Here is a 13,720-nt window from a genome sequence, read left to right on the forward strand (position 1 = left end):
GCTCGCGGATCCACGCAGCGTGGACGACGACGCGGCCGCAGAACGGAGCGCGGGTCCCTCTCCCGCACGGGAGCGGGGGCGCGTCGCGCTCTGCCGCCCGTGCCGGTGTCCGCCCCGGATGTCCGAACATCGCGGGTCATTGCGGGGCCGGCGTCCGCAGGTCGAGGGTCAGCGGGAACTCGGCGCTCGATTCCGGGCGGGGCATCTCCATCCGACCGGGCGTGTGGCCGTTCGGCTGGAAGCGGGCGAGGCGCCGCCCCTCCGCCTCGTAGGCGTTGACCGGGTGGGTCTCGTAGTTGCGCCCGCCCGGATGGGCGACGTGGTAGCGGCAGCCGCCGAGGGAGCGCCCGCTCCAGGCGTCGAGGATGTCGAAGGTCAGCGGCGAGTGCGCGGGAATGGTCGGGTGCAGCGAGGAGGCCGGCTGCCACGCCTTGAAGCGCAGGCCCGCCACGGCCTCGCCGCCGCGGCCGGTGGAGGTCATAGGCAGGCGGCGGCCGTTGCAGGCGATGACGTGCCGCTCGGGCACGAAGCCCTCGACCCTGACCTGCAGCCGCTCGACCGAGCTGTCCACGAAGCGCACGGTGCCCCCGCTGGTCCCTTCCTCGCCCATCACGTGCCAGGGCTCCAGCGCCTGGCGGAGTTCCATCCGGACCCCGCCCTGCTCGACCGTGCCGAAGACCGGGAACCGGAACAGGGCCTGCGCCTCGAAGGCGACCGGATCGAAATCGTACCCCGCCGCCCGCAGATCCTCCAGCACCGCGAGGAAGTCGGACCAGAGGAAATGCGGCAGCATGAACCGATCGTGGAGGTTCGTGCCCCAGCGGACACAGCCGCCGGTCTGCGGCTCGCGCCACAGCCACGCCACGAGGGCGCGGAGCAGGAGCTGCTGCGCGAGGCTCATCCGCGCGTCCGGCGGCATCTCGAAGGCGCGGAACTCCAAGAGGCCGAGGCGCCCGGTCGGCCCGTCCGGCGAGTAGAGCTTGTCGATGCAGATCTCGGCCCGGTGGGTGTTGCCGGTGACGTCGACGAGGATGTTGCGGAAGATCCGGTCGACGAGCCAGCGCGGGATGTTGGGCGCGTCCGGGGCCGGCACCTGGGCCAGCGCGATCTCCAGCTCGTAGAGCCCGTCGTGGCGGGCCTCGTCCATGCGCGGCGCCTGGCTCGTGGGCCCGATATAGAGGCCCGAGAACAGGTACGAGAGCGCGGGGTGGCGCTGCCAGTAGAGCACGAGGCTCTTGAGCAGGTCCGGCCGGCGCAGGAACGGGGAATCGTCCGGCGTGACGCCGCCCATGACCACGTGGTTGCCGCCGCCGGTGCCGGTATGGCGCCCGTCGGTCATGAATTTCTCCGCGCCGAGCCGGGTCTGGCGGGCCTCGGCGTAGAGGTCGGTGGTGATGGCGACCGCCTCCCGCCACGAGGCGGCCGGGTGGACGTTCACCTCGATCACGCCGGGATCGGGGGTGACCTTGATGACGCCGATCCGCGGGTCGTAGGGCGGCTCGTAGCCCTCGAGGTGGATCGGCAGCTTCAGCGCGGCGGCGGCCGCCTCCAGGTGGCCCGCGAGTTCCAGATACTCGTCGGCGCGCTGCACCGGCGGCATGAACACCCGCACCACCCCGTCCCGGGGCTCGAACGACAGGGCCGTGCGCACCGCGACGCCGGTGACGCCGGCGCCGTTGACCACCGTGGCGCCTTGATGACCGTCGGGGAGGGCGGCGCGGGGCTCCAGCGGGTCCTGCGGCTGGTAATAGGGGTAGTGCTCCGGCGGCACGTAGGGCAGGGACGACAGCGGCAGGCGGAAGCCCACGGGCGAGTCCCCCGGCACCAGGAAGGCGGCGCCGCGCCGGAAGTCCCACGTCTCCGAGATCCAGACGCGGTCGGCCTCGCCGCCCTTGCCGGTGGGCAGGCTCGCCAGCGGCAGGACGTAGCCGGCCGCCTCCCCGAGGCCCCGCGCGTAGACCCGCCTGATCCGGGCGTCGAACTCCACCGAGCCCGACTTGGCGTCGGCCGGCGTGACGTTGACCGGCAGCTCCGCGGTCTTCCGCTCCCAGAGCTCCCCGTCCTCGAAGGCCGGGAAGACGTAGTCGGCGAGGCCGAGGCGGCGGGCCAGCGCGTCGGCGAGCGCCTCGGCCTGCGCGATGGTGGCGTGCCCCGCCTCCCCGGCGGCCACCTCCGGCGCGATCAGGTCCGGGTCGCGCCAGATCGGCTTGCCGTCCTTGCGCCAGTAGAGCGCGAAGGCCCAGCGGGGCAGGCTCTCGCCGGGATACCACTTGCCCTGACCGTAATGGAGCAGCCCCCCCGGGCCGAACCGGTCGCGCAGGCGCCGGATCAGCTGGTCGGCGAGCCCGCGCTTGGTCGGGCCGACGGCCGCGATGTTCCACTCGGGCGATTCGAAATCGTCCACCGACACGAAGGTCGGCTCGCCGCCCATGGTCAGCCGCACGTCCTGCGCGGCGAGGTCGGCGTCGACCCGCTCGCCCAGCGCGTCCATGGCGGCCCAGACGTCCTCCGAGAACGGCTTGGTGATCCGCGGCGTCTCGGCGACGCGGGTGATCGTCATCGCGAAGTCGAAGGTGGTCTCGGCCGGCTCCATCGCCCCCGAGATCGGCGCGGCGGAGTGGTAGTGCGGCGTCGCGGCGAGCGGGATGTGGCCCTCGCCGGTGAGCAGGCCCGACGTGGCGTCCATGCCGACCCAGCCGGCGCCCGGCAGGTAGACCTCGGCCCAGGCGTGCAGGTCGGTGAAGTCCGCCGACGCGCCGGTCGGCCCGTCGACCGCGGTCGTGTCGGGCACGAGCTGGATCAGGTAGCCGGAGACGAACCGGGCGGCGAGGCCGATCCGGCGCAGCACCTGCACGAGCAGCCACGCCGAGTCGCGGCAGGAGCCGCTCTTCAGCCGCAGGGTCTCGGCGGGAGTCTGGACGCCGGGCTCCATGCGGACGCCGTAGGCGGTCTCCCGGGCGATCAGGCCGTTCAGCGCCACCAGGAACTGGACCGTGCTGGTCTCCTCCGGGAGACGGGCCAGCAGCGCCTCCATCTCCGGACACTCCGCGTCGACCGGGGCGAGGTAGGGGGCCAGCTCCTCGGCGAGGGCGGGGTCGTACGCGAAGGGCCGGACCTGGGCGTAATCCTCCACGAAGAAGTCGAACGGGTTGATCACCGCCATGTCGGCGGTGAGGTCGACCTCGATCCTCAGCTCGTCGGTCTTCTCGGGGAAGACGAGGCGGGCGAGCCAGTTGCCGCTCGGATCCTGCTGCCAGTTCAGGAAATGGTTGGCGGGCGTGACCGTGAGCGCGTAGGCCGGGACCTTGGTGCGGGCGTGGGGGGCCGGGCGCAGGCGGATCACCTGGGGGCCCAGGCTGATCGGCCGGTCGTAGCGGTAATGCGTGACGTGATGCAGGGCGGCTCTGATCGACACGATGGCTCCGTCGGAAGGATCGAACGCGGTCGCGCTGCCGGTCCCTGGCGCCGGCGCCCACCGCACGGTTATGCGACACGGATCGCGCAACAAGCAATTTCCGTGCGTCGCCCGTCCGTCCGGGGCGCTGGCAGGAACTTTGCCGCCCGGCCCCGCTTGACCGGCAGGTGGGCCGGCCGCCGGCCCGGGACCGCGCGATGAAGATCTTCCAGTGCCAGGCCTGCGACCAGCCGGTCACCTTCGAGGCGACCGCCTGCGAGAGCTGCGCGCGGCCGCTGGGCTACGCCTGCGCGGTCCACGAGGTCTCGGCGCTGGAGCCGCAGGGGCTCTCGTCCCACCCGCTGATGGGCGGCGCGCAGGTCTTCCACGCCTACGCCGATCCCGGCCGGCGCTACCGGCTGTGCAACAACGCCCTCGCGCAGGCCTGCAACTGGCTGGTGCCGGAGGACAGCCCCGACATCTACTGCACCGCCTGCCGCCACAACCGCGTCGTGCCGGACCTGTCGCAGCCCTGGAACCTCGTCCGCTGGCGCCAGATCGAGGCGGCCAAGCACCGGCTGTTCTACTCGCTGCTGCGCCTGGAACTGCCGCTCGCCACCCGCGCCCAGTACACGGACGGGCTGGCCTTCGACTTCCTGGTCGACCCGTCCGAGAGCGTCTCCGGCGGGCCGCCGGTGCTGACGGGCCACATCAACGGCCTGATCACCATGAACATCGCCGAGGCCGACGACGTCGAGCGGGAGCGCCGCCGGATCCTGTTCGGCGAGCATTACCGCACGCTGCTCGGCCATTTCCGGCACGAGATCGGGCATTACTTCTGGTACCTGCTGGTGCTGAACAGCCCCGACTGGGACGCCTTCCGGGCGCTGTTCGGCGACGAGCGCCGCGACTACGTCCAGGCCCTGCAGGACCACTACGCGAGGGGCGCCCCCGCCGACTGGGACGAGGCCTACGTCTCAGCCTACGCCACGGCCCATCCGTGGGAGGATTTCGCCGAGACCTTCGCGCATTACCTGCATATCGTCGACACGGTGGAGACCGCCTCGACCTTCGAGCTGCACGTGCGCCCGCGCCTGCGCCAGCGGGGGCCTTCCGGGCCGCAGGCGCCGACCGTGATCGACTTCGACCCGTACAACACGGCCGACCTCGACCGGCTGATCGCCGCGTGGCTGCCGCTCACCTACGCGATCAACTCGCTGTCCCACAGCATGGGCCAGCCGGCGCTCTACCCGTTCAAGCTGACACCCGCGGTGATCGCCAAGCTCGCCTTCGTGCACGAGCGGGTCTACGCCTCCCGCACCGGCACCCTGCCGGATGCCGGCGCGGCGGGCGCCGAGATGCTCCGCGCGGTGATCCTGGGCCTGCGCCAGAAGGTGGCGGCGCCGACGGCGTGAGGGTGGCGGTCGCGGCAGACACAACGTCTCTGCGAGCGTCTCTGCGAGCGGCGCGAGGCGATGACGGTCGGAGGGGCGCCTCACGCCCCCCCGTGCCGCTCCGCGAAGGCGCGGAACGCCGCGAGCGTCTCGGCGCTGACGTGGTGCTCGATCCCCTCCGCGTCCCGCCGCGCGGTCTCGGGACTCACGCCCAGCGCGCACAGGAAGCGCTCGACGATGCGGTGGCGCTCCCGAGCCTGGGCGGCGAGCCGGCGGCCGGCCTCGGTCAGGAACACGCCGCGATAGGGCCGCTGCTGGACGAACCCGTCCTCGCACAGGCGCTTCAGCATCTTGGCGACGGTCGGCTGCGCCACGCCGAGCCGGGCCGCGATGTCCACCTGCCGCGCCTCGCCGCCGTCGCCGATCAGGTCGTCGATCAGCTCGACGTAATCCTCCACGAGTTCCGAGCGCCGGGCCTCGCGGGCCTGGCGGAAGCTCTCCACGTGGCGCTCGGGATCGACCAGCGCGGTCTCGGGCGAGCCCGGCTCGGACGGTTCCTGCATCGGCTCTCCCCCACCGCGGTCCGCGCGGGCCGCCCCGACCCCTGTCTAGCAAACACCGCCACCTCGAGGGGAGTCCCGCGGGGCCGATACCGGCGGCCGCTGCCAGCCCCTTGAATCCAACCCCTTGAATCCTGGCCGCGAACCCTGAATATAGCCTCCGCTATATCTTTGAGGAGAGGGTTCGAGCATGGTGGCGCCGAACGCCGCGACGGCCCCCGGGCGCGCCGCGCCCGGGGCGATGAGCCGGCGGACCGAGGGCGCGATCCGCGACGTCCTCGACGGCCGTCCCGGCGGCCGGGCCCGGTTCCTGCTGTTCGCCGGCCCCGCCGTGACGGCGTCGATCGCCTACATGGACCCCGGCAATTTCGCGACCAACATCCAGGCCGGCGCCCGCTACGGCTACGGCCTGCTCTGGGTGGTGCTGCTCGCCAACCTGACGGCGATGCTGTTCCAGGCCCTGTCGGCCAAGCTCGGCATCGTCACGGGCAAGAACCTCGCCGAGCACTGCCGGGACGCGACGACGCGGCCGGTGCGCCTCGCCCTGTGGGGCATCAGCGAGGTCGCCGCCATGGCGACCGACCTCGCGGAGTTCCTCGGCGGCGCGATCGGCCTGTCGTTGCTCACCGGCATGCCGCTCATGGCCGGCATGGCGATCACCGCGGTGGTCACCTACGCGATCCTGCTCCTGGAGCACGAGGGCTTCCGGCCGGTGGAGATCGCCATCGGCGCGATGGTCGGCACGATCGGCCTCTGCTACGCGGTCGAGCTCCTGATCGCGCCCGTGGCCTGGGGCGAGGCCGCCAAGGGCCTCGTCACCCCGCGGATCCCGGACGCGCAGGCGCTCACCATCGCGGTCGGGATCATCGGCGCCACCGTGATGCCGCACGCGCTGTTCCTGCATTCGGGCCTGACCCAAGGCCGGGGCAATCCCCGCACCGAGGCTGACCGGCGCCTGCTGGTCCGCTACTCGAACCGCGAGGTGGTGGTGGCGCTGCTGCTGGCGGGCCTCGTCAACATGGCGATGGTGATCATGGCGGCGGCCGCCTTCCACGTCGGCCACAGCGAGGTGGCGGAGATCGGCGAGGCCTACCGCACCCTGACGCCGCTCCTCGGGCCCGCCGCGGGGGCGGCCTTCCTGGTGTCGCTGCTCGCCTCCGGGATCTCCTCCTCGGTGGTGGGCACGCTCGCCGGGCAATTGGTGATGCAGGGCTTCACCGGCTGGCGCATCCCGCTCCTCGTCCGCCGGCTCGTGACCATGCTGCCGGCCTTCGCGGTGGTGGCGATCGGGGTCGACCCGACGCAGGCGCTGGTCCTGTCGCAGGTGGTGCTGTCGCTCGCCCTGCCGGTGCCGATGGTGGCCCTGGTGGTGTTCACCCGGCGCCGCAGCGTGATGGGGCCCTTCGCCAACGGCCCGCTCACCCAGGCCGCCGCCGTGGCGGGGGCCGCCCTGGTGCTCGCCCTCAACATGGTGCTGCTGGCGGTCGCCTTCGGGGTGCCGGTGCCGGGACTGGAGTGAGAGCCCCGCCGGCAGCCCTGACGACGGCCCCGCTCAGGTCGCCCGCACCACCACCTCCACGAGGTTGGCGCCCCCCGAGCGGATCCCGGCCTCGATCGCCGGGGCGATGTCGGCCGCCCGGGTCACCCGCCGGGCGGGCACGCCCATCGAGGCGGCCAGCGCCGGGAAGTCGATCCGCGGGTCGGTGAGGTCCATGGCGATGAAGCGGTTGGCGCGCACCGAGGCGTAGTGCGCCTGGCCCTTCATGAAGGTCTTGAGGATGTTGTACTCGGCGTTGTTGATCACCACGAAGGTGACCGGCAGCTTCTCGTGCGCCGCCGTCCAGAGGGCCTGCGGCGAGTACAGCGCGGCCCCGTCGCCGACCACGCAGACCACGGGCGCCCGGTCGAGCCCGAGGGAGAAGCCGACCGCGGCCGGCATGCCCCAGCCGAGCACGCCGCCGCGCATCGCCGCGTACTGGTGCGCGGAGGGGCTGTCGAGGAAGGTGCGCAGGTGGGTGAGCGTCGCGGGCGCCTCGTCCACGATGGTGGTCTCGGCCCCGACCGCGCGGGCGACCTCCCGGGCGGCGACCAGCGGCGCGATCACCGGATCCTCGAAGGCCGCGTCGGCGGCGGCGGCGAGCTTCGCCCGGCGCTCGGCCCGGGCGGTCACCGCCCCGGCGCGCAGGCCCGCGAAGGCGTCGGCCCGGTCGGCGAGGCGGGGCGCGAGGAGCGGCAGCAGGGCGTCGAGGGAGGCGCGGATGTCGCCCACCGTCGACAGGCAGGTGGCGTAGGTGCGCCCGAGGTCGCGCACGTCCGCCGAGAGCTGGAACACCTGCACCCCCGGCGGCACCGCCGAGACCTCCGAGTAGAGCACGGTGATCAGCGACTTGCCGCCGAGCGCGAACACCGCGTCGTAGCGCCCGAGGATCTCGGCGATGGCGTCGGCCCGGGTCGGCAGGTTCCCGGCCCAGAGCGGGTGCGCGGTGGGGAAGGGGATGTGGGCCGGCCAGGACGAGCCGTAGACCGGCGCCGCCAGCAGGTCGGCGAGCGCCACCATCTGCGCCGAGGCGTCCGAGGCGTCGATCTCGTCGCCCGCGATCAGCGCGAGGCGGCCCGGCGCGATGGCGGCGAGCTTCTCCGCGAGGCGGTCGAGGGAACCCGCCACGGCCCGCTGGTCGATGGTCGAGGTCTCGCCGGCCGGCACCGCCGACAGCGCCTCCATCACGTCCATGGGCAGGGACAGGAAGACCGGCCCGGAGGGGGCGGCCCCCGCGTCGTGGAAGGCCCGGCGCAGCAGGATCGGGATCTGGTCCGGGCTCGTCACCTCGCGGGCCCACTTCATCACCGGGTCGGCGATGGCGACGAGGTCGCCCATCAGCAGCGGGTCGGTCAGGGCGTGGCGGAGATCCTGCTGCCCGGCGGTGACCACCAGCGGCGTGCCGGAGACCTGGGAATTCACCAGCCCGCCCATGGCGTGGCCGAGGCCGCCCGCCGTGTGCAGGTTGAGGAAGGCGGGCCGGCGGGCGCCCTGCGCGTAGCCGTCCGCCATCGCCACGGCGGTCGCCTCCTGCAGGGCGAGGATGTAGGCGATGTCCGGCGCCTCGGTGAGCGCGTCGATGAGCGGCAACTCGGTGGTGCCGGGATTGCCGAAGATGTAGCGCACGCCCTCCGAGCGCAGCACCTCCACCAGGAGGTCGGCGCCCCGGCGGCGGCCGGCGGTCTCCACGGTCTCGATCGGCATGCCCTGTCCTCTCCGACGGAATCAGCCGGAGGCTACCCCATGGGCGGACCGGGGCAATGCCGGCCCCGCCCCACCCCACCCCGCCCCACCCCGCGCCGGGCGGCAACTGACCGGCAACCGATCGGCAGCCTTTTTGGCGTAGCCTCCGGCCGGGACGCGCCCGCGCCCCCGGGCGCAGGCCTGCCGATCCACGCCACCGACCAGGACGAACATCATGCGGATCGCGGCGTCCCTCGCGCTCCTCGCCACCCTGGTGGCTCCCCCGATAGCCACCCTGACAGCCGCCCTGGGCCTCGCCGCGGGCGCGCGGGCGCAGGGGCTCGAGCGCGGGGCCCAGGAGGGCGCCTCGCGCGGCGAGGAGATGGCGGGCCCCCTCGGGGCGATCGTCGGCGGCGCGATCGGGGCGGCCGTGGGCACCGCCAACGGCATCCTCGGCGTCGACCGGCGGGAGCGGTTCCGCATCTACGCCCGCGGCGAGCGCCGCCCCTCCATCGCGCTCGCGGGACCCGTGCGGGTCGGCACGGTGCTCCCGGAGGACGGCATCGTGTACTACGATGTCCCGCGGGAGTTCGCCCTGCCGGATTACAGCTACACGATCGTCAACGACCACCCGGTCCTCGTCGACCCGCGGTCGCGCCGGATCGTGGAGGTGATCGACTGACGGCCCGGGCGGCCCGGGCGGCCGGGGATCCGGCGCGAGGAAGAGGGCGAGCCGATGCCGAGAAGGGTGGGGATCCGGGCGGTGCTCCCGTCGGCGCTCCCGGTGACGGGCCTGGTGACGGGCCTGGTGACGGGATGAGCGCGCGCGACGCCGCGGATGCCGGACGGCGGCACTGGTTCTACGACAGCCGGATCCTGGTCTGCACCTTCTGCCTGCTCGCGGTCATGGTCATCTTCTGGCAGGTGAGCCGGTTCGAGGGTTTCCAGCCGATCTTCACCTGCGCGCGCAATCAGGACGTCGATCGCGACCTCCTCTCCGTCGGGATGCGCGCCTGCATGGGCGACGCGCCCTCGCAGGCCGCCCAGGCGCGCTGCATGCACGTCGTCTACCTGCTGGCCTGCACGGACGAGCGGTGGCGCTGACGCCGCCGCGCGCGGGCCCGTCCGCGGCGGGGCGGGTTCCGCTCAGGCGCGCAGCTCCGCCACGAAGGCCCGGATGAACGGCGGCAACCCGTCGAGGTCGCGCAGGCACAGGGTCAGGTCGCGCCGCGCCCAGGCGTCGGCGAGGGGCACCACCGCGAGGGCGAGGCCCTGCGCGGCGCGGGCGGCGGCGCTCTCGGGCAGGATCGCCAGCCCGACCCGCGCCTCGACGAGACGGCAGACAGCGTCGAAGTCCCGGAGTTGGACACGCAGGCGCATCGGCCGCCCCTCGCGCACCGCCTGGGCGACGAGGAAGCGGCTGATGGCGCTGCGCCGGTCGAGGCCGACGAGGTCGTGGCCGAGCACCTCGGCGAACGGGATCGTCCCGCGCGCGGCCAGGGGATGGTCCCGGGCCGCCACCAGCACGAACCGGTCCTCCCGGAACGGGAAGGTCTGCAGCGAGCCGGTATCCACCGTGCCGGACAGGATGCCGAGATCGGCCGCCCCCTCGGCCACCAGCCCGACGATCTCCTCGGAGGTGCGCTCGTCGATCTCGACGCCGATCCCGGGGTGATCGGCCAGGAAGGCCGAGAGCGCCTCCGGCAGGAATTCGGTGAGCGCGTTGGTGTTGGCCAGCACCCGGATCTGCCCGAAGGCGCTCCCCGAGAAGGCCGCCATCTCCTCGCGCAGGCGCTCCACCCCGGCCAGGACCTCCCGGGCATGGACGAGGAGCGCGCGCCCGGCCGGGGTCGGGCTGACGCCCTGCCGGCCCCGGGTCAGCAGGGCGGCGCCGAGGGATTCCTCCATCAGCCGGATCCGCGTCGAGGCGGCCGCCAGGGCGAGGTTCGCCCGCGCGGCCCCGTGGGTGATCGAGCCGGCCTCGACCACGTGCCGGAACAGGCCGAGATCGACGAGATCGAACCGCATCATCGCGAAGGCGCCTCCCGCCGCGCCGTCCGGCCGGCGCGTCCCAGGCCGCCCGGGACCCGTCCTGATCCGCGTCTCCGTCGGGGGGCTTGGCGACCGCGTCAACCCCGCCATCCCGGGGCCGCGCCGGGGCCGCCGCGGCGATCCCGGTTACAGACACGCCGATCCCTCAGGCGCCCCGGAGCGGGCGAAGCCAACTCTCCGCGGGTCGATCGCCGCGGCCCCACCGGTCTCCGACAAACGAAGACCCGAATTCGCACCCGCCAAGGCTCCGAGTAAAGTAAATCTCCTCAATATAGCCCAGAGCGACGATTTACCACCCGTTAATGCCGGATCATTCAATGCTGCTCGACAGTCTTGCGAGGCGTCGCGGCGATGGTTCCTGTGTCGACATACCCGGTCCGGCGGCCGCCCCGGGATCGCCTGCGCCGGCCCGGGAGCCGCTGATGGACGCGCTCCTCGTCGACGACAGCGCCACCATGCGGATGCGGCTGCGCCTGCTGCTGGAGGCCAAGCCCGACGTGTCCGTCACCGATCACGGCGACCCGGTCGCCGCCATGGTCGAGGCGCGGACGCGGGCCTTCGACCTCGTCCTGGTCGACTGCCACATGCCCGACATCGACGGGATCGCCTTCATCCGGCAGATGCGGACCATCCCGCACTACGCCCAGGTGCCCATCGTGATGGTCACCAGCGACATCTCGGACGCGGTGCGGCTCGCCGCCCTGGAGGCCGGGGCGACCGATTTCCTCGACAAGTCCATGCAGGGCGTCGAGCTCACCGTCCGCCTGCGCAACCTGATCCGGCTCGCCCGGGCGGTGCGGCGGCTGGCCGAGCAGGCCGCTTGGCTCGACGGCGAGGTGGAGGCCGCCCTGCGCCACATGCGCGAGCGCGAGGAGGAGATCATCTTCCGCCTCGCGCTGGCGGTGGAGTACCGCGACAACGACACCGGCGATCACACGTGGCGGGTGGCCCGCTACAGCCAGATCGTGGCCGAGGGGCTCGGGCTGGCACCGGAGATCTGCCGCAACCTTTACCTCGCGGCGCCGCTGCACGATGTCGGCAAGGTCGGCATCCCGGACGGCGTCCTGCTGAAGCCGGGCCGGCTCGACCGGGACGAGTTCGACCTCGTCAAGACGCACCCCGCGATCGGCCGGCGCATCCTGGGCGGGAGCGCCTCCGAGCTGATCCGGCTGGCCGCGGAGATCGCCGAGTTCCACCACGAGAAATGGGACGGCGGCGGCTACCCGCACGGGCTCGCCGGCGCCGCCATTCCCCTCTCGGCCCGGATCGTCGCGGTGGCGGACGTGTTCGACGCCCTGACCACGGCGCGGCCCTACAAGGACGCGATGCCCTTCGAGGCGGCCCTGGACTGCATCCGCGCCGAGAGCGGCCGCCATTTCGACCCCGACTGCGTGGCGGCGTTCTGCGCGCGCTTCCCGGACATCCGCGTCGCCGGCGGGCGGACCCGGGCGGGCATGCGGCCGAGCGCCGGGCCGGTCACGGAACCCTGGGCCCGGGTCCCGACCCTCCTGCGCGAGGTCGCCCCCGCCGCGCCCGACCCGACGGGGTGGCGCGCCGACACCCTCGACAGGATCCTGGAGCCGTCATCGGCCCTGTCGGCGAACCCGGAGGCGTTTGCGCCGTTGATCCCCGACCCGCACGGATCACGGACGGAGCCGGACCATGACCCCGACCTGGAAGACGCTGCCGGAGATCGCCCTGGCGCACGGGATCTCCCTGGAGGATGCCCAGCGCCTCGTGGACGGGGCGAACTGCCCGAAGGTCTTCCGCGCGGACGGCACCGTCTACCTCATCTGAGCCCGTCCCATCCGGGTGCATCCCATGCGGGCGCGCCCCGCGAGGCCGTCCCGGGCGGATGACGCGCGGCCCGGCGGGCCCTAACCTGCCGGCATGCGCATCGTCCACACGCCCGATTCGAGCCGGCACGATCCCGAGCGCTACATGCGCCGCGGCGCGCCGATCCCGCATCCCGAGCAGGCGGCCCGCTACGCGATCCTGCGGGACGCGGCCGTCCGGGGCGGCCACGACCTCGCCGAGCCGGCCGATCAGGGCCTCGACCCGATCCGGGCGGTGCACGATCCCGACTACGTGGCGTTCCTGGCCGAGGCCTGGGCGCGCCGGGACGCGATCCCCGGCATCGGCGACGAGATCCTGACCGGGGCCTTCGCCCGGCCGCAGATGCACCGGAAGCCCGCCGGCCTCCTCGGGCGCCTGGGCCTCTACACCGCCGACACCTCGACGCCGATCCGCGCCGGCACCTGGGCGGCGGTCTACGGATCGGCGCAGTGCGCGGTCGCGGCCGCCGACGCTGCGCTGGCGGCGGGGCACGCCTACGCCCTGTGCCGCCCGCCCGGCCACCACGCCTACGCGGATTCCGCCGGCGGCTTCTGCTTCCTCAACAACAGCGCCATCGCGGCCGAGCGGATGCGCGCCGCGACCGGCGGCCCGGTGGCGATCCTCGACATCGACGTCCATCACGGCAACGGCACGCAGGGGATCTTCTACGACCGCGCCGACGTGCTGACCGTCTCGGTCCACGCCGACCCGTCCGACTACTTCCCGTTCTTCGCCGGCTACGCCGACGAGACCGGCGCCGGGGCGGGGGCGGGGTTCAACCGCAACCTGCCGCTGCCGCCGGGCTCGGGGGACGCGCCCTGGCTCGAGGCCGTCGAGGCGGGCCTCGCGGCGATCGCCGCGCACCGGCCCCGGGCGCTCGTGGTGGCGCTCGGCCTCGACGCCGCCGCGGACGACCCGATCGGCGCCCTCGCGGTCTCCCGGGCGGGCTTCGTCGGGGCGGCGGAGCGGATCGCCCGGGCCGGGCTGCCCACGGCGCTGGTCCAGGAGGGCGGCTACCTCTGCGCGGCCCTGCCGGACAACCTCGCGGCCTTCCTCGCCGCCTTCGACGCCGCGCGCTAGGCCGAACGCCGCGGGCGCGCAGAAGGTGCCCAGTGCAAGGTGCGCAGTGAAGCTGCGCAGTGAAGGCGTGATGCGATCGTGATCGCCGGGGCGCCGGATCGGCCGCCCGGATATGGTCGACCCGATGCCACAACCGACCTATCAGGGCGGGGCGGGCGCCGCAGACGCGTCCCGGGCGGGAGGA

Annotated in this window: 10 protein-coding genes; 6 read left to right on the forward strand and 4 right to left on the reverse strand. The window is 73.5% G+C overall.

The features are described from left to right. Positions 1-136: 136 nt before the first annotated feature. Positions 137-3,415, reverse strand: coding sequence for a transglutaminase family protein (locus tag ACLBYG_RS13545; RefSeq protein WP_447681777.1), 3,279 nt, complete (start codon positions 3,413-3,415; stop codon positions 137-139). A gap of 197 nt (positions 3,416-3,612) precedes the next feature. Between ACLBYG_RS13545 and ACLBYG_RS13550 the strand changes: the two genes are divergently transcribed. After that, positions 3,613-4,809 (forward strand): zinc-binding metallopeptidase family protein, encoded by a 1,197-nt coding sequence (locus ACLBYG_RS13550; RefSeq protein WP_447681778.1) that lies wholly within the window; start codon positions 3,613-3,615, stop codon positions 4,807-4,809. An 80-nt stretch (positions 4,810-4,889) separates the two neighbouring features. Here ACLBYG_RS13550 and mntR read toward each other — a convergent pair whose 3' ends face one another. Next, complete coding sequence (gene mntR / locus ACLBYG_RS13555) at positions 4,890-5,351, reverse strand: manganese-binding transcriptional regulator MntR (protein ID WP_020093314.1); 462 nt, start codon at positions 5,349-5,351, stop codon at positions 4,890-4,892. Between the two features lie 187 nt (positions 5,352-5,538). Here mntR and ACLBYG_RS13560 point away from each other — a divergent pair, with 187 nt between their 5' ends. Continuing rightward, positions 5,539-6,867, forward strand: coding sequence for an Nramp family divalent metal transporter (locus tag ACLBYG_RS13560; RefSeq protein ID WP_447681779.1), 1,329 nt, complete (start codon positions 5,539-5,541; stop codon positions 6,865-6,867). Positions 6,868-6,900: 33 nt separating this feature from the next. On the opposite strand, the gene ACLBYG_RS13565 is transcribed toward ACLBYG_RS13560, so the two are convergent. Then, complete coding sequence (locus ACLBYG_RS13565) at positions 6,901-8,589, reverse strand: thiamine pyrophosphate-binding protein (RefSeq protein ID WP_100252112.1); 1,689 nt, start codon at positions 8,587-8,589, stop codon at positions 6,901-6,903. Positions 8,590-8,803: 214 nt separating this feature from the next. Between ACLBYG_RS13565 and ACLBYG_RS13570 the strand changes: the two genes are divergently transcribed. Further along, entirely contained in the window at positions 8,804-9,250 is a 447-nt protein-coding gene (locus tag ACLBYG_RS13570) for a DUF1236 domain-containing protein (RefSeq protein WP_447681780.1), read from the forward strand. A 134-nt stretch (positions 9,251-9,384) separates the two neighbouring features. Next, positions 9,385-9,672, forward strand: a complete 288-nt coding sequence (locus ACLBYG_RS13575) for a hypothetical protein (protein WP_020093318.1) — start codon at positions 9,385-9,387, stop codon at positions 9,670-9,672. 42 nt (positions 9,673-9,714) lie between these two features. Here ACLBYG_RS13575 and ACLBYG_RS13580 read toward each other — a convergent pair whose 3' ends face one another. Next, entirely contained in the window at positions 9,715-10,599 is an 885-nt protein-coding gene (locus tag ACLBYG_RS13580) for a LysR family transcriptional regulator (protein ID WP_091677452.1), read from the reverse strand. Between the two features lie 443 nt (positions 10,600-11,042). On the opposite strand from ACLBYG_RS13580, the gene ACLBYG_RS13585 reads away from it, so the two are divergent. Together ACLBYG_RS13585 and ACLBYG_RS13590 are read left to right on the forward strand one after the other, a co-directional pair. Continuing rightward, entirely contained in the window at positions 11,043-12,479 is a 1,437-nt protein-coding gene (locus ACLBYG_RS13585) for an HD domain-containing phosphohydrolase (protein ID WP_447681781.1), read from the forward strand. 31 nt (positions 12,480-12,510) lie between these two features. Beyond that, a complete protein-coding gene (locus ACLBYG_RS13590) occupies positions 12,511-13,536 on the forward strand; it encodes a histone deacetylase family protein (protein WP_447681782.1) in 1,026 nt (341 codons plus the stop codon). The last annotated feature ends 184 nt before the right edge of the window (positions 13,537-13,720 follow it).

The sequence above is a fragment of the Methylobacterium sp. D53M genome, assembly GCF_053345625.1.